Here is a 15,357-nt window from a genome sequence, read left to right as displayed (position 1 = left end):
TCAGCGGCGACGCTGCTGCAGCCGGTAATACCAGTCCATCAGCGGCGTCGCGGAGATGCCGTGCGCGATCACCGACGCGGACACGACCGCCAGCACCGGCGCCGCGAGCGGACGCACGGCGCTCGACGGTCCGTGCTCGAGCACGAACAGCAGATAGTAGAAAGAGCCGATTCCGCGGATGCCGAACCATGCCATCAGCCGCCGCTGCGCCGGGGTCGCGCGTGAGCCGGCGAGCGTGAGCGATACCGCGAGCGGCCGCACGGCGAAAAACAGCAGCGCCGCGAGCGCGGCCGCGCCCCACGTGACGAGCGGCGCCGTCAGCGTGCCGAGCACGCTGCCGATCATCGTCATCACGACCGCTTCGGCGATCCGCTCGAGTTCGATCGTGAAATCGAGCACCGATTCCGTCATGAACGCATGCACCTTCTCCGGATGCTTCTCGGTCGCGACCACGTCTTCGGAGTCGATCCGGCCGATCACTTCGCGCGGCCGCCGGCCGCCGCTCGCGCGGTACTCGACGCGGCGCATCGCGACGCCCGCCGCGAAGGTCGCGATGAAGCCGAACGTCTGGGCGAGCTGCGCGGCGCCGAACGACAGCACGATCAGCGCCAGCGCGAAGAAGCCCTCGAAGCCGAGCGCCTGCGCATAGCGCGTGCGCAGCCAGCCGATCACGCGCGTCGCGCTGGCGCCGAGCACGCCGCCGATCGCCGCCGCGCCCGCCGTGCCCCACAGCGCGGCCAGCAGGAACGTTCCCGACAGCGCCGGCTGCCCGTGCGGCATGTCGGCCGCGCCGCACAGCGCGAGCCCCGCGAGCGCGAACGGCAGCGCGATCCCGTCGTTCATCCCGCCTTCGCCGGACAGCGCGAAGCGCACGAGATCGCGGTCGCCCGGATCGTGCACCTGCACGTCGTGCGCGAGCACGGGGTCGGTCGGCGCGAGGATCGCCGCGAGCAGCAGCGCGGGGCCCCAGCCGAGCCCGAGCGCGAGCATCGCGCAGCCGGCCAGCAGCGGCACCGTGACGATCATCGCGAGCAGGCCGAGCCGGCACGGCACCAGCCACAGCTTGTCGGACAGCGGCACGCGCAGCCGCAAGCCGATCGCGAACAGCGACACCAGCAGCGCGATCTCGACGATTTCGCGCAGCAGCGCCGCGTCGCGTTCGATGTCGAGATGGAGCAGTCCCGCGCCGGCCGGGCCGAGCGCGATGCCGAGCGCGAGATAGATCATCGCGCTGCTGCAAGGCAGATGGCGCAGCGCCGAGGTCGCGACGCCCATGCCCATCAACACCGCGCCGACGATCAGATACCAGAGGGTTTCATGCATGCGAAAACGGGCAGTTGGAGAGGGGAAAAAGGCGTGCGGTCACGGCTTGCGGCCGAACGCCTCGCGCAGTTTCCGCTTCGCGCGCTCGAGCGTCGCGCGACGGGTTTTCGGCAGGTTGCGGCCCGCGCGGTTCACATAGAAGTTCAGCATCGACATCGCCGACTGGAACGGCGTCGCCTTGCGGCGGCGGCTGTGCTCGGCCGAGCGCTTCAGCGACGCGGCGATCTCCGCCGGATCGTCGGACTGGAAGATGTGCGGCTCGAGGTCGAGGGCGTCACTTTTTTGCATCACGTCGGCAGACCAGCGGTTGCGGTGCTGGGGACCGTTGCTGCGCGCGCGGCCGGGGCGGCGCGACGCGCGTTTGCCGTGCGGCGGTGAAGCGGAAGTGGAAGGCATGGCGGCGACTCCGTAAGGGATCGGATGAACGGACGCGGGGCCGCAAGTGGCGTGCCGGCCGACGACGACGGCACGGGCCTTGCTGATTCGTCTGCGCATGAACGTTCCACGACAGCGGTTCCATTGAGGGAGAACGCACCATGAAGTCAGCATCCGAATCGAAATCTGCCGCGCGCCGTCTGGTCGCGTGCGCAGCCGTCGCGCTCGTCGCCCCCGCGCCCGCCGCGTGGGCGCAGAACTCGCAGCGCGCGGACCACGGCACCGGCGCGCCGATCCTGTCGCCGCCCGATACGTCGGCGCAGGACGGCGGCAGCGGCATGTCGAACGGCAACACGGCCGCGCCGCCGCCTGCGACGCGGATGAACGACGCACGCGGCAAACGTTCGCACGCGCGGCCGCATGTACGTACCAAGCCGGGCGGCCCGAGCGCAGCCGGTAAGGGTGGTAGCGGCGGCAGCGCGGGGATGGGCGGTATGGGCAACGGCGCCGGCGCAAACGGCGGCGGTAGCGCGGGGATGGGCGGCGTGGGCGCGGGTCAGGCCGGCACCGGTGCCGGCGCGGGCGCCGGCCGCTCGTCGGGCGCGACCGGCTCGGGCGGCGGCGGTGCGGGCGGCACGGGCAGCGCGGGCTCCAGCGGGTATTGACGCGCTCATTTGACGATCACGGTGTCGCGTCGGCGCAGCCGGCGCGGCGCGATGGCGGGGCCGGCCGCGCAGCCGGCGCGCCGCCGCCACGCAGGAGGACATCATGCACTCGAATCATTGGAACTCGTTCGACCCCAACGACCTCGACGCGGACGACATCGATACCGACGATCTCGACACGACGGTGCGTCTCGACGTCGAAACCGGCAGGATCATGTTCCATGCGGCCTGGGCGTCGGCGCCCAACGCGTCGCCGATTGCCGCGCGGCACTCGGTCATGCTCGCGCTCGACTGCGACACGATGGAGCGCTACGCGAACCTCGACGAAGCTGCGCGCTTGCGCGTTCACGCGATGCTGCACGACAGCGTGCAGGCGACCCTCGAGACGTTGCCCGACACCGGCGACGAGATGACGCTGACGGTCGAGCTCACCGACGCGATGCTCGACGTGGCGCGCCATTTGCAGTAACCCGGTAACGCGATACTCGCGACACGTGCGACACCTGGCCGACGTCGCATGTCGATGCGTCGCCGGCCGGCCGCAGCACGCGTTACACCGCGTTGCAATGTTTGCAGAGCACGCGCAGCGGCACCGCGATCAGGGTCGCTCCGGCGAGCGACCGGCATGGCGATTGCTGCGCAAGCTGCACGGCACGATGGGCGCCGCAACGCGGTAACACGACAGGGAGCGATCCATGAGCAACAAGCTGGACCAATGCAAGGTGGCGATCCTCGCCGTCGACGGCTTCGAGGAAGCCGAACTGGTCGAACCGCTGCGCGCGCTGAAGGCCGAAGGCGCGCAGGTCGACGTGATCTCGCAACAAGCCGGCGAGATCCAGGGCTTCCGGCACGTCGACAAGGGCGAGCGCGTGAAGGTCGATCGCACGTTCGACGACGTGCGCGAAGGCGATTACGACGCGGTGGTGCTGCCGGGCGGCGTCGTGAACGGCGACGCGATCCGCATGTTGCCGGCCGCGCGCGAATTCGTGACCGCAGCCGTCGGCGGCGGCAAGCCGATCGCGGCGATCTGCCACGGCGGGTGGCTGCTGGTGTCGTCCGGGCTCGTCAACGGCCGCACGATGACGAGCTGGCCGAGCCTGCAGGACGACATCCGCAACGCGGGCGGCAAGTGGGTCGATCAGGAAGTCGTGCGCGACGGCAATCTGATCACGAGCCGCAAGCCGGACGACCTGCCCGCGTTCAACGGCGCGCTGGTGCAGTGCCTCGCCGCGCGGGGAGCCTGAGCGATGGCTTCCTCCGAGTACCGCGTGACGCTGACCGATGCGCCGCCTGAATTCGACGGCGCGGCGCTGCAGTTGCGCTTCGTGATCGACGTCGACGGCAAGCCGCAGACGGCCGCGATCAGCGTGGAAGCGCTGGAAGATCATTTCGGCGCACGCTCCGCGCTGGAAGCCGACTTGCGCGACGCGTTCGAGCGTGGCCGTGTGCGGATCCAGGCGGCCTGCGCCGAGCTGCTGGCGAACGGCGAAGGCGTCGTCGAGCTTCACAGCGGTTATTTCCGCGTGCGCGAGACGGTCGTCGGCGAGGCCGCGCGCGCGGGCCTCGAGCGCGCGCGCCGGTCGTGAGCGACGCGCTGCACCGCGCGGCGACGGCCGGCGTGGCGGCGTGGCGGTGAAACCGTCGGCCGTTGTCCCGCGGCATTACATGGCGTTGAAAACTTTGCACCGGGGCGCGCGCAGCCCGTGGCGACAGACCACGCCGCACGCGCGCTGTGCGCCGATCTCGCGCTTCATGGCGGTTGGCACGATCCCTGCATGTCCCTATAGCTGCGGCGCGCGCCTGCGCGCCCGCGCCGACACGAGGCGCGCGCCGCACCGTATGAAGCCGTCCACGGGGGAAATCAAACATGCTGACCGCACATGAATTCGCTGCACTGTTCCTGGTGCATCGCGCACCGGAACAGATCCAGCTCGACCGCGACGACGTCGTCGCGTTGATGGAACGGGAACTGATCGAGTTGCAGCCCGACGGGTCGGGCGCACACCGTCCTGCGTTGACCGCCGGCGGCTTGACGATGGTCCGGAGCGTGCAGCGGCACGACGACCGGCGGGTCGACGGCTTCGAGCTGTAACCCGCGCGCCGCGCGCTGCCGGCCCGCGCCTCAACGCGCGATCGCCACGGAATCGTTGACCTTCACGACCGGCGGTTCGCCGTCGGACGGCGGCGCATACAGGAAGCGGTCGATCACGCCCGGCTCGAATACCAGGCAGCAGGTCGAGCCACCGAACTGGAAATACCCGATCTCCTCGCCCTTGTCCACGCGCTGCCCCGGCACCACCTCGATCACGCACGACGACACGTCGCCCATCCCGATGAACACCGCCGCGACGGTGCCGATGCCCGGATCGTCGCTGTCGATCGCGACGATCGCGCGGGCGGCCACGGCCGTCATATAGCCCTGCGAGTCGTTGAGCCCGGCCGGATCGGGGCCTTCCGCTTCGGCGACGGAGTAATACGCGCCTTCCACACGGTACGCGTGCGTGACGGTGCCGCGCACCGGCGCGTGCCAGCGGTGATAGTTGTACGCGGCCAGATAGGCCTGATAGATCTCGCCGCCGACGAAGCGCTCGGCGAGCGGCTGCCACGCCGGCGTGAAGATGTCGCGCAACGAATACGGTTGCCCCTTGATCCAGAACGTGTCGCGAATCTTCACGTTCGACGCGGTGTGGTACGGCGTGGATTCGCAGGGGCTGACGATCACGTGTGAATCGCCGGGCGCCGCGACCGGCCGCATGCCCGCCCGAAAACGCCGCGTAAAGAAGTCGTTCCACGAATCGAAGCCCCAGTGCGGCTGATCTTCGCGGTACTCGAACTGCGACAGACCGAGGCGCTGTTGCGCGGCCTTGCAGAACCAGCCGTTCGGCGCGGACGTGTCGAGATGCGCGCGCGAATGCGGACCGCCGAGAAAGTCGCACCACACGTTCAGCACCTGCTTCAACTGCGCGTTGACCGCCGCGTCGCGAAACACCGCATGGCCCGACGGCATGCACATCGGCCAGTCGAGGAATGCGTTCACCGGACACACGATCAGGCTCGTTTCGCTGAACGGCGGCGCGTACGTCATCAGATGGTCGAGCACCGTCATCAGCTCGCCGATCGACGCGTAGCCGAGCCGGCGGCCCGCGGCGCGCGCCTCGTCGATCGCGCGCGTGAGGCCCATGCGCAGCACCGCGTTATCGTCGAACAATTGCGCGAGCGCCTGCACGGCCGGCGTACGCAGCCGTTCGCCGGCCTGTGTGCGCGCGTCGCTCGCGAGCTTTTCGCGGTACGCCGCCATCTGCGCTTCCTCTCCGGCCATCCAGGCGCCGAGCCGGCGTCGCGTCGAGGGTGGCGTGCTGCGGTCTGTCGGCATGGTTACCTCCGTAACGAGTTGCGATAAGGCGCTCATAGCAAGCCGCTTGCCCGGCCATCGGCACCGGAATTGCTGCTCCAGGGAGCAGCGTTTCCTTCACCGACCCAAGGAGGGCACCCATGACTGCAGCTTCCGACATGCAACGGACCGACGATCGAACCGCGAGCGGCGAGCACTTTCCCGGCGGGCAACGCACGGTCGCACCGACCCGCACGCGAGCGCGGCTGCGTGCGGCCACGTCGCGCGACGCGGCGCAGCGCAAGGAGCGCCCGGACGGCCAAGGGCCAGTCGCCACGAGCGGCGGTCACGATACTGGCGAGCCGCTGTGGGAGGACGATCGCCCCGCGATGCCGCCGGAGGAATGGTCGTAACGGGCGCGGACCTGGCCAGCGGGCATTTTCGAGTGACGCAGCGATGATTCGGCAATAACCCGCCTGTCGCGGCCGAAAATTTCACTGAAGTTTTTGCGCCGCGCACCGATATATCAGGTCGGAGACAAAATTCCTGCCATGACGGGACTGGCCCCATATTCGAACAGCCGGGACTGAGAGCCGGTTGCGTGTAGTGCTGCGCTTCTTGCCGTCTTATTGCCCTTCGATGAAGTTCGTCCTGTTATCTCGTGCTCCCGCTGCGGTCCGGCGTTGGTGGCAACGTCACGTCGTCGACGGCGCCCGTCTTCCCGTCACGCTCGGGCTCGCCTTCGTGGGGCTCGCGATGTTCGCGTCGGGGCTCGGCTACATCACGATCAGCCACAACCGGCTGAACGCGCAGCGCGTGCATGCGCTGCACGCGCGCAACGACATCGACGCGCTGCAGGCGCTCTATCTGCGCGCCAACGCCGATTTTCTGCAGGGCTTCGGCAGCACGCGCGCGGCGTCGTTCGCGTGGCCGGTCGAGCGCGTCGGTGCGGCCGTGGCCGGCTTCCGGCGTCTCGAGCAGAGCTATGCCGACGACCGCGGCGGCATCGAGACCATCCACGCGCTGCGTCAGGAAACCGCGCGATGGGCGTGGCTGCTCGCCGAAATCACGGTCAACGCGCAGGTCGCAGGCGGTCGCGCGTCGGTCGACAGTGCCGGCTTGCTGGAGGCGAACCGCCTGCTCGCGCAGATCATCGGCCAGCTCACGGCGCTGCGCGAAGGGCAAACCCGGATCCTGCGCGCGATGTCCGACCGCGCGAGCCGCAACGAGGCGATCGAGGGTAGCGTGCTGGCGCTGTCGTCGCTGCTCACCTGTGCGCTGCTCAGCTACGCGTTCGTCGCGCGCTACCGCGCGCGGCTCGAACGGCAGCGCGGGCGTCTGGTCGCCGCCGAGAACGAGCGGCGCTTTCGCCAGTATTTCGAGCACCATCCGCTGCCGATGCTGATTTTCGACGTCGAGACGCTGGCCATCATGGCCGTGAACGTCGCCGCGGCAGCGCAGTACGGCTATCCGGCGGGCGAGCTGTGCCGGCGCGACATGGCGTCGCTGTACGCGCAGGCCGACATGCCGGCGTTCCTGCGCGATCTGCAGCATCTGCGCACGTCCGGCACGGGCAGCGGCTCGGCCGGCATTTGCCGGCACCGGCGCAGCGATGGCCGCGCGATGTACGTCGATCTGTCGTATCACTTTCTGACGTACACGAAGCGCGACGCCTGCTTCATCACCGCGATCGACGTGACCGAGCGCAAGAACGCCGAGCTGGCGCTGCGGCTGCGCAGCCGCGCGCTCGACGCGATCGGCAACGGCGTGCTGATCACGCGCATCGAAGCGGGCGAGGAGATCGTCGAATATGCGAATCCCGCGTTCGAGACCATCACCGGCTACACCAGCGCGCAAGTCGTCGGCCGCGACCATGCCGGCCTCGCGCGTGCCGGGCAGCAGGGGCTGCTGTTCGAGCAGATGGCCCAGGCGCTGGCCGCCGGCAGTGCGGGCGCACGGCTGCTGCGCAGCCGGCGGGCCGACGGCTCGGCGTTCTGGGGGCAACTGTACGTCGCGCCGGTGCGCGACGATCTGACGTATCACATCTGCGTGATCAGCGACCTGACCGAGCTGATCGATTCGCGCGATCAGCTGGTGAGGCAGGCGCGGCGCGATGCGCTGACCGGTTTGCCGAACCGCGCGACGCTGCGCGAGCTGATCGAGCAGGCGGTGGCGGAGCAGCGCGCGTTCGCGCTGCTGTTCATGGACGTGGACCGGCTCAAGGACATCAACGACAGCCTCGGCCACGGCGCGGGCGACCGCCTGCTGCGCGAGGTCGCGCAACGGCTGTCCGGTTGCGTCGGCGACGACGGCACGGTGACGCGCTACGGCGGCGACGAGTTCGTCGCGATGCTCGGGCGCCCGGACGACGGCGACCGGCTGGCCGCGCTGCTGCGGCGCATCGCCCGTGCGTTGGAGCGTCCGGTGCAGATCGGCGACGCCCAGTCGCGCGTGCAGTTGAGCATCGGTGTCGCGTGCTACCCGGCAGACGGGCTCGATGCGGAGACGCTTCTGAAGCACGCCGATCTGGCGATGTACCAGGCGAAGGCGCGCGGCCGCAACACCGTCGAGCTGTTCCAGCCGTCGTTCGCGGAAGCGGCGGAGCGGCGTATCGCGCTGTCGCACCGGTTGCGCGCCGCGCTGGAGCACGATGGCTTCGAGCTTGCGTACCAGCCGCAGATCGACGTGCGCACGAGCCGCGTGAGCGGCGTCGAGGCGCTGTTGCGCTGGCACGACCCCGAGATGGGCGCCGTGAGCCCGGCCACCTTCATCCCGCTTGCCGAAGATATCGGGCTGATCGGGCAACTGGGCGAGTGGGTGCTGCGCAGCGCATGCGGACAGGCGAAGCGCTGGGCGGACACGTTGCCGGCGTTGCGCGTGTCGGTGAACGTATCGCCGCGACAGCTGGCGAGCGGCGACTTCTGCAGCGTGGTGCGGCGCGTGCTGGATGCGTCCGGGCTGCCGGCTCATCAGCTCGAGCTCGAGATCACCGAAGGCGCGCTGGTCGCGCCCGGTGCGCTGCCCGCGCTGCGTGCGCTGAACGAAATCGGCGTGCTGATCGCGATCGACGATTTCGGTACCGGGTATTCGAGCCTGTCGTACCTGCGCACCTTCCACGCCGACCGGTTGAAGATCGACATGTCGTTCGTGCGAGGTATCGGCACCAACTGCGCCGACGAGGCGATCATCCGCGCGATCCTCGCGCTCGCTCGCAGCCTGCATTTCGAAGTGGTGGCCGAAGGCGTCGAACGTTCGGACCAGTTGTCGTTCCTGGTCGCCGAGGGCTGCCCGATCGTGCAGGGCTATCACTTTTGTCGCGCGGTGCCGGCTGCCGAGATTCCGACGTACGTGCGGAGCTTCTCGATGTTGTCGACGGCGTGACAGTGAGGCCGCGCGGTGCGCGCATACCGCGCGGCCGTCGCGTTATCGGCTGGCGATTTCGATTCGACGGACGTCGCCGAGCACGAACAGATAGGACGCGACGCCAAGCGCCGCGACCGCCGCAACGTAGACGAGCGCGAGAGTGAACCCGCCCGTCGACTTGACGATGAAGCCGACCACGATCGGCGCCAGCGTCCCGCCCACGTTCGCGACGAAGTACAGCAGGCCGACCATGCCGTTCGGCGCGATGTCGGAAAGCAATGCGCCCGTCACCGTGGACGCCATTGCCTGACCGAAGAACGCGACCGCCATGAATGCGATCACCACGTTGATCGACGACGTGTAGTTTGCGCCGAGAATCACGCACGACAACGTGAAGCCGATGATGATCGGCACCTTGCGGGCCTTGCTGTTCGTGAAGCCTGCGCCGACCATCCAGTCGGACAGGCGCCCGGCGATCAGCGTGCCGAAGATCGCGACCAGGAACGGAATCGCCGCATAGATGCCGCCCTTGAGCATCGTCATACCCTTGCCGTTGATCAGATAAGTGGGAAACCCGGTCAGGAAGAAGAACAACGTCGTATTCACCGAGAGCTGGCCGATGAACATGCCCCACCGCTGACGGTGCGACAGCAGCTGCTTCACCTTGGTCCAGGTCGGCACGGTGGGCTGATCGTGCTGCACGTCGCCGGTCGAATCGGCGAGACCGCCGCCCGCCTTGATGAAGTCCAACTCGGCGCGACTCGCGTTCGAGTGCTGCGGATCGCGGTAGCGCGCGTACCAGATCGCCGCGACCAGCACGCCGAGCGCGACGTATTGCATCGCGGTGTACATGCCGATCGCGAGCGCGCGCTCTTTCGCCGGGTGCCATGCGGTGACGACGCGCACGTTCGCCGGAAACAGATTCTGGGAGTCGGCTTTTTGCCGGGTCCGAATCGAGCCATCGCTCCTGCGAGCTTCGCGGTCGTCGCTTCGAACTTGCGGTGAAGCTTCACCACGCACCCGCAAGCATCGACTCGTTCGGCATCCAGGCCGAGCGGCAAGGCTTCGTCGTTACGCTGTCAGCTTGCGTATCGCCACCGATTTTCGGCGCGGCCGGATCCTCATAAACGGGCAGTGCGACGAGCGTCGCATCGGTGTCGGCTGCGGGCCGACGCGAACGAGAAAAATTACGTCCGCATCGGGCGACAGTTGCGCCGGGACCGGCCAGCTCGGCCGAACAGGTCAACCGATCCGGCGCAACGGTTCGTCGCGGGCCATCACCCCGCCACGAACCGAAACCCGTCAACTCTCGTTGAGAAAACGCCCCAGCGCGCCATACACCGACGGCCGTGCATGCCGCAGCCATATCGCGAACGCGGCACCGGCGACGGCGATGGCCGGCGTCGTCCACGGCAGAATGGACACGACCGTCGACGACGTACCGGCCATCAGCGAGACGTTGCCGATCATCGCGTACAGGAAATAACCGAATCCGGCAAAGCTGATCGCCGGAAACACCGCCCACCGGATGAACGGCGTTGCGCGCTCGCGACGCATGCGGAAGAACCGGATCACCGCGAGCGCCGTCAGTGCCTGAACGCAGACGATGCCGATCGCCGCCGGAATGCTCAGATACGGCGTGATCACCATCACGGGGTCGACGCGATATACGGCGAACAGCACGATCAGCGCGATCATCAGCACGGACTGCATGTTGGCTGCGCGGATCGGCAGCCGCTTGTTGCTGCTCAACTCGCCGAGCGAGCCGAATGCGATCCCGTCGCGGCCGAGCGAATACCAGTAACGTACGGTCGCGTTGTTGAAGCTGATGATCGCCGCAAGCATGCTGGTGATGAGCAGCGCATTGGTGACCATCACCATCTGCTTGCCGAGCACGCGCTCCGTCACTGCGAACCATAGATCGGCCGGCGACTTCTGCGCCAGCGCGACCACTTCGGCGTAGCCGAATGCGTTGGACATCTGCACCGTCGACACCACATAGATCGCCATGATGATCGCGACGCTGACGTACGTGGCGATCGGAATCGACCGGTTCGGATTGCGCACGTCGTTCGCGTAGATCACCGTCGTCTCGAAGCCCATGTACGCGACCACGACGAACACGAGCGACGTGCCGAACTTGCTCGTCAGCACGTTCGCCGGATGCAGCGGCGCCAGGCTGAAGTGCTCGACGCCGCCGCCCGTGGCCGCGACCTTGACATTGAACGCGACGATCAGCCCGATCTCGATGATCATCAGCAGGAACAGCACCGCGCCGTTGAACTGCACGTTGTTGATCGCGAACACGTGCACGACGGCCGCCGCCGCGAGCGTGCAGGCCCACCACGGCACGGCGACGCCCGTCAGGCTGCCGATGAAGTAGCTGATGTAGAAACCGAGCAGCGCGTAGCACGCGAGCGTGATCACGAAATACGACGCGACGGCCATGAACGCGGCGCCCACGCCCGCCGGCCGCCCGAGCCCTTGTCCGACGTACGCGTACAGTGCGCCCGCATTCGATACGTGGCGGCTCATCGCGGTGAAGCCGACCGCAAAGAACAGGTAGATCAGCCCCACGCACAGATAGGAGCCCGAGATGCCGATGCCGTTGCCATAGGCGACGCCGTACGGCACGCAGCCGATCAGGCTGGTCAGCGGTCCGTTGGTGGCCAGCACGAAAAACACGATTCCGAGCCAGTTCAACGGCCGCGTTGACTGGGATGCACCGGTTGCCGCTGACGTCTCCATGTCTATTCCTTGTCGATGAGAGTGGAACTGCTGAATGCGTTCGAATCCGCGGCGAACAGCGCATGTCGCCGCGGCCCGTCCGGATCGGTCTCGATCCGGCAGATGCGGTCGAAGATGCGGGTCGCGGGTTGGTCGCGCGTGTAGCGCCGCCATATCGATGCGTCGCCGGCCGACGGATCGCCGCAGCGCGCAAACCCGGCCCACGCGCGGCGCACGCGGGCGGCGAGGCGGAACCGGTCGCCGTGCGGGTCGTCGCGATAGCGGTCGCGCGGAAGATCGGCGCTGTCCCAGGCGGGCAGCGCGTAGTCGAGCGTGCCGAACACGAACGGGATTTCGGCACCGTGGATCGCGTAGCGGCCGCCGCAGCACGGGAATGCCCAGTCGAACCGGTAGACGAACGTGTCCGCGTGCTCGGCGTTACGCTCGGCGAGCGCCAGCGCGGGCATCCGGAACATCACGTCGGTCAGGTCGCGGCCGAGCGAGCGCGGCCCGAGCGCGTGCAACCGCGCTGCGGTGGCGGCTGCCGCCCGCACGTCGTCCGCGCCGATGCACAGCGGGCGCATGCCCTCTTCGAGCGCATCGCGATAGTCCGTCGAGTCGAGCGGGCTTCGCGCGAGCAGCTGCGGCGGCAGAAAATAGGCGGCCTCGTGCCGCGTCGTGCCGATCAGCATCGGCACCGATGCCGCACGCCGCCGCGACGCATCGACGACGTTGCCGTCGTCGACCGGCCAGAACGCGGTATAGCCGTATCGGTCGATCAAGCGGCGCGCCGCGCCGAGCAAGCGCGCATCGTCGATCGCGGCGAGCGAGCGCGCATCGGCGCCGAGCAGCGACAGCAGCGCGTCGGTGCGCTCGCGTGCCTGCGCGCGCGACAGCATCGTGACGAACGTGCCGCTCTGGATGATGGCCTTGTGAAACAGCCCGTCGGCCGACGGCATCATCGTCAGCGCGCAGATCTTCCCGCCGCCGCCCGATTCGCCGAACAGCGTGACGTTGCCCGCATCGCCGCCGAACGCGGCGATGTTCGCGGCGATCCACACGAGCGCCAGCACGATGTCCTGCTGCCCCACGTTGGCGGCTTGCGCGCCATGCTCGTCTCGATCGCTCAGGTACAGGTAGCCGAACGCGTTCAGCCGATGGTTGATCGACACGACGACGACCTGCTGCTCGTCGGCGAGCGTGCGTCCGTCGTACAACGGCAGGTTCGCCGAGCCGGACAGATAGGCGCCGCCGTGCAGCCAGACCATCACCGGCAAACGGTCGCCGGGCATGGCGGCGGCCGGCGTCCACACGTTGAGGTTCAGACAGTTCGCCGAATGATCGCCGTCGAACCGCCACGCCGGCAGGTCGTCGTTGACCTGCGGACAGGCATCGCCGTACGCGCGGCAGTCGCGCGTGCCGTCCCACGCGAGCGGCGCGACCGGCGGCGCGAAGCGCCTGCTGCCGGTTGCCGGCATTCCGTACGGGATGCCAAGGAAGCGCGCGACGCCGTGCGAGCGGCTGCCGCGAAGCCGGCCGTGCGCAAGCGTGAGCACGCAGTCGCTGCCCGCGTGACGGTGGTCGATCTCGGAAATGTGCGCTTGCTCGTTCATCGTTCCATCGAAGCCAGGTATCGGACCGAAATTGGGCCATGGGACGGTCCGTCCAATCTAACTAAACCGTCCAGCCGGTACAGTACCGAGATCAAAAAAAAGCGCAAAGGGTATTTGTATAATGCAGCGCCCGGCCGGTATGGCTTGCCGCATCACTTCATTCCATCAAAACCCAATGAAAGAGACCAGCGATACCGATATCGGCGCGACCAAGAGAAAAATCTTCGAAGCGTCGCGGCAGATTCTGCAGGAAAAAGGGATCTTGGGACTTACCCTTGCCGAGGCTGCGGCGGTGGCCGGCGTCAGCAAAGGCGGGCTGCTCTATCACTTTTCGAGCAAGTCCGAGCTGCTTGCCGGGCTGCTGGACTTCGAGGCGGCGACGTTCGAGCAGGCGGTCACCGAAGCCGCGCACGCGGATGGCGAGCCCGGCGCGTGGACGCGTGCTTACATCATTGCGAGTTCCGAGCAGGCGCTGCAGGGGCGCAGCCTGTCGGCCGTGATCGGCAGCCTGCTGCTGGAGCCCGGCCTGCTGCCCGTGTATGCCGGTCACGTCGCGCGCTGGGGCGAATTGCTCGCGCGCGACCAATTGCCGGAACGCACGGCCCGGCTGATCCGGTTTGCGGTGGAAGGCTTGTGGTTCGACGAAGTATGCGGCGTGCGCCCGCTGGAGGCCGAGCAACGCAGCGCGTTCATCGAAGAACTGCTCGCGATGACGCGCGTGTCCGGCGACGCGTAGCGCGCGCGCCGTGGCTACGCGTCGCCGGGCGCGTCACGCGCCGGATCCGTCGCGTGTCAAATCCGCCTGACGCGGTGCGATACGCGGCACCGCCACGCCATGTCACGCGCGGCGCGGCAGCCGCACCGCAAAGACCGTTTCCGACTCGTCGGAGCGCGCGTCGATCTGCCCGCGATGTGCGTTGGCGATTTCGCTGGCGATGTACAGCCCGAGGCCCAGTCCGACGTCCTCGCCGCTTTTCTCCGATGGGCCGGTGCCGCGTTGCAGCGGATCGAAGATGCGCTCCAGCAGACCCGGCTCGACGGGCGGACCGCTGTTGCCGATCTCGATCGTCACTTCGTCGTCGGTCGCGATCGCGGTGGCGCGAACCGGCGTTTTGGGCGTCCCGTACTTCAGCGCGTTGGTCAGCAGATTGCTGAGCAGTTGTTGCAGCCGCTGATCGTCCCAGTCGCCGCGGAGGTCGCCGCGCACGTCGACGTTGATTTCGCGATCCGGATGTGCGGCCCGCAATTCGTCGACCACATTGGCCACGACATGGGCGAGATCCGCGTCGCGGCGGATCACGTTGATGCCTAGCCCAAGCTGGGTCCGGCTGAAATCGCACAGGTCGTCGAGCAGGGACTGCATGCGGCGGCCGCTGCGGATCAGCCGGGCGGCCGCTTCCGACACCTGCTCGCCGGCATTGAGCGCCGACAGATAGCTTGCCGTCAGGCGAATCGTCTGCAACGGCGTGCGCATGTCGTGCCCGAGCATGCCGAGCAACAGGTTGCGCGCCTGCTCGACCTGCTCGGTAAAGAACGCGACCGATTCCGCGAGCGCCTGATCGATCGCTTCGTTGAAGCGGATCATGTCGTCGAGATCGGGCGGGCTCGGCCGACACTCGTCGATCCACAGCGCCAGCACGCTGGCGCGCAGCGCGCGATACTCGGCCGCCAGCTGGTTGATGTCGAAGCCGCGCCGCGCGCGCAGCACGGCATGCGTCTGGGCGGCCGTTTCCGAGGCATTCGTCGGCTTGGGTGCGCGGCCGAGCGATTTTTCCCGCTGTTCTTCCCGCGTTTGTGGGGTTGCGATGTCCTTGGCAATCGCCTCCAGGATCTGGCGCGCATGATCGCGCAGCCCGTGGGAGTCCATGGTTCTCGCGGCCGGGAGCAGCGTTGCAGCGAACGCTTCCCACTGCACGAGGATCGGTTCCATGTTGCGCGTGATGAATTCGGCTAGACGCAT

At 68.0% G+C, this 15,357-nt stretch carries 15 protein-coding genes; 8 read left to right on the top strand and 7 right to left on the bottom strand.

Going from position 1 to position 15,357, the window contains the following annotated elements; all coding sequences use genetic code 11:
• Complete coding sequence (locus EX20_RS05135) at nucleotides 1-1,323, bottom strand: cation:proton antiporter (protein WP_034192841.1); 1,323 nt, start codon at nucleotides 1,321-1,323, stop codon at nucleotides 1-3.
• Between the two features lie 39 nt (nucleotides 1,324-1,362).
• Complete coding sequence (locus EX20_RS05130; protein WP_014725700.1) at nucleotides 1,363-1,719, bottom strand: DUF3175 domain-containing protein; 357 nt, start codon at nucleotides 1,717-1,719, stop codon at nucleotides 1,363-1,365.
• Nucleotides 1,720-1,859: 140 nt separating this feature from the next.
• Between EX20_RS05130 and EX20_RS05125 the strand changes: the two genes are divergently transcribed.
• From EX20_RS05125 to EX20_RS05105, 5 genes are all read left to right on the top strand, one after another.
• On the top strand, nucleotides 1,860-2,363 hold the full coding sequence (locus EX20_RS05125; protein WP_034192840.1) for a hypothetical protein: 504 nt from the start codon (nucleotides 1,860-1,862) through the stop codon (nucleotides 2,361-2,363).
• Between the two features lie 103 nt (nucleotides 2,364-2,466).
• A complete protein-coding gene (locus EX20_RS05120) occupies nucleotides 2,467-2,832 on the top strand; it encodes a DUF3022 domain-containing protein (RefSeq protein WP_014725702.1) in 366 nt (121 codons plus the stop codon).
• Nucleotides 2,833-3,058: 226 nt separating this feature from the next.
• Entirely contained in the window at nucleotides 3,059-3,607 is a 549-nt protein-coding gene (locus EX20_RS05115; RefSeq protein WP_014725703.1) for a type 1 glutamine amidotransferase domain-containing protein, read from the top strand.
• 3 nt (nucleotides 3,608-3,610) lie between these two features.
• Nucleotides 3,611-3,949 (top strand): DUF1488 family protein, encoded by a 339-nt coding sequence (locus EX20_RS05110; RefSeq protein WP_034192839.1) that lies wholly within the window; start codon nucleotides 3,611-3,613, stop codon nucleotides 3,947-3,949.
• A gap of 281 nt (nucleotides 3,950-4,230) precedes the next feature.
• A complete protein-coding gene (locus EX20_RS05105; protein ID WP_011879887.1) occupies nucleotides 4,231-4,455 on the top strand; it encodes a hypothetical protein in 225 nt (74 codons plus the stop codon).
• Between the two features lie 30 nt (nucleotides 4,456-4,485).
• Here the strand turns inward: EX20_RS05105 and EX20_RS05100 are convergent, their stop codons facing one another.
• Complete coding sequence (locus EX20_RS05100) at nucleotides 4,486-5,736, bottom strand: phosphatidylserine decarboxylase family protein (protein ID WP_034192838.1); 1,251 nt, start codon at nucleotides 5,734-5,736, stop codon at nucleotides 4,486-4,488.
• Between the two features lie 119 nt (nucleotides 5,737-5,855).
• Between EX20_RS05100 and EX20_RS05095 the strand changes: the two genes are divergently transcribed.
• Both EX20_RS05095 and EX20_RS05090 read left to right on the top strand, forming a co-directional pair.
• A complete protein-coding gene (locus EX20_RS05095) occupies nucleotides 5,856-6,107 on the top strand; it encodes a hypothetical protein (RefSeq protein ID WP_034192837.1) in 252 nt (83 codons plus the stop codon).
• A 226-nt stretch (nucleotides 6,108-6,333) separates the two neighbouring features.
• The gene (locus tag EX20_RS05090) at nucleotides 6,334-9,075 is read left to right on the top strand and encodes a putative bifunctional diguanylate cyclase/phosphodiesterase (RefSeq protein WP_051974384.1); all 2,742 of its coding nucleotides are present in this window, start codon (nucleotides 6,334-6,336) and stop codon (nucleotides 9,073-9,075) included.
• A gap of 42 nt (nucleotides 9,076-9,117) precedes the next feature.
• Here the strand turns inward: EX20_RS05090 and EX20_RS05085 are convergent, their stop codons facing one another.
• From EX20_RS05085 to EX20_RS05075, 3 genes are all read right to left on the bottom strand, one after another.
• Nucleotides 9,118-9,963, bottom strand: a complete 846-nt coding sequence (locus EX20_RS05085; protein ID WP_051974383.1) for an MFS transporter — start codon at nucleotides 9,961-9,963, stop codon at nucleotides 9,118-9,120.
• A 396-nt stretch (nucleotides 9,964-10,359) separates the two neighbouring features.
• Complete coding sequence (locus EX20_RS05080; RefSeq protein ID WP_034192836.1) at nucleotides 10,360-11,805, bottom strand: APC family permease; 1,446 nt, start codon at nucleotides 11,803-11,805, stop codon at nucleotides 10,360-10,362.
• Nucleotides 11,806-11,807: 2 nt separating this feature from the next.
• Nucleotides 11,808-13,397, bottom strand: coding sequence for a carboxylesterase/lipase family protein (locus EX20_RS05075; RefSeq protein ID WP_034192835.1), 1,590 nt, complete (start codon nucleotides 13,395-13,397; stop codon nucleotides 11,808-11,810).
• A gap of 139 nt (nucleotides 13,398-13,536) precedes the next feature.
• Between EX20_RS05075 and EX20_RS05070 the strand changes: the two genes are divergently transcribed.
• Complete coding sequence (locus EX20_RS05070) at nucleotides 13,537-14,133, top strand: TetR/AcrR family transcriptional regulator (RefSeq protein ID WP_224056778.1); 597 nt, start codon at nucleotides 13,537-13,539, stop codon at nucleotides 14,131-14,133.
• A 102-nt stretch (nucleotides 14,134-14,235) separates the two neighbouring features.
• On the opposite strand, the gene EX20_RS05065 is transcribed toward EX20_RS05070, so the two are convergent.
• A complete protein-coding gene (locus tag EX20_RS05065) occupies nucleotides 14,236-15,357 on the bottom strand; it encodes a sensor histidine kinase (RefSeq protein WP_034192834.1) in 1,122 nt (373 codons plus the stop codon).

The sequence above is a fragment of the Burkholderia sp. WP42 genome (assembly GCF_000745665.1).
Classification (GTDB): Bacteria; Pseudomonadota; Gammaproteobacteria; order Burkholderiales; family Burkholderiaceae; genus Burkholderia; species Burkholderia vietnamiensis.
The sequence above is the reverse complement of the archived record's forward strand: the minus strand, read 5'-3'. Positions and strand labels throughout refer to the sequence as shown.

Bases quoted from the DNA above. Each gene is read 5' to 3' on its own strand.
- EX20_RS05110 (WP_034192839.1), top strand. From the start codon at position 3,611: ATGGCTTCCTCCGAGTACCGCGTGACGCTGACCGATGCGCCGCCTGAA.
- EX20_RS05095 (WP_034192837.1), top strand. From the start codon at position 5,856: ATGACTGCAGCTTCCGACATGCAACGGACCGACGATCGAACCGCGAGC.
- EX20_RS05125 (WP_034192840.1), top strand. From the start codon at position 1,860: ATGAAGTCAGCATCCGAATCGAAATCTGCCGCGCGCCGTCTGGTCGCG.
- EX20_RS05090 (WP_051974384.1), top strand. From the start codon at position 6,334: ATGAAGTTCGTCCTGTTATCTCGTGCTCCCGCTGCGGTCCGGCGTTGG.
- EX20_RS05065 (WP_034192834.1), bottom strand. From the start codon at position 15,357: ATGCGTCTAGCCGAATTCATCACGCGCAACATGGAACCGATCCTCGTG.
- EX20_RS05105 (WP_011879887.1), top strand. From the start codon at position 4,231: ATGCTGACCGCACATGAATTCGCTGCACTGTTCCTGGTGCATCGCGCA.
- EX20_RS05135 (WP_034192841.1), bottom strand. From the start codon at position 1,323: ATGCATGAAACCCTCTGGTATCTGATCGTCGGCGCGGTGTTGATGGGC.
- EX20_RS05115 (WP_014725703.1), top strand. From the start codon at position 3,059: ATGAGCAACAAGCTGGACCAATGCAAGGTGGCGATCCTCGCCGTCGAC.
- EX20_RS05120 (WP_014725702.1), top strand. From the start codon at position 2,467: ATGCACTCGAATCATTGGAACTCGTTCGACCCCAACGACCTCGACGCG.
- EX20_RS05100 (WP_034192838.1), bottom strand. From the start codon at position 5,736: ATGCCGACAGACCGCAGCACGCCACCCTCGACGCGACGCCGGCTCGGC.
- EX20_RS05075 (WP_034192835.1), bottom strand. From the start codon at position 13,397: ATGAACGAGCAAGCGCACATTTCCGAGATCGACCACCGTCACGCGGGC.
- EX20_RS05130 (WP_014725700.1), bottom strand. From the start codon at position 1,719: ATGCCTTCCACTTCCGCTTCACCGCCGCACGGCAAACGCGCGTCGCGC.
- EX20_RS05070 (WP_224056778.1), top strand. From the start codon at position 13,537: ATGGCTTGCCGCATCACTTCATTCCATCAAAACCCAATGAAAGAGACC.
- EX20_RS05080 (WP_034192836.1), bottom strand. From the start codon at position 11,805: ATGGAGACGTCAGCGGCAACCGGTGCATCCCAGTCAACGCGGCCGTTG.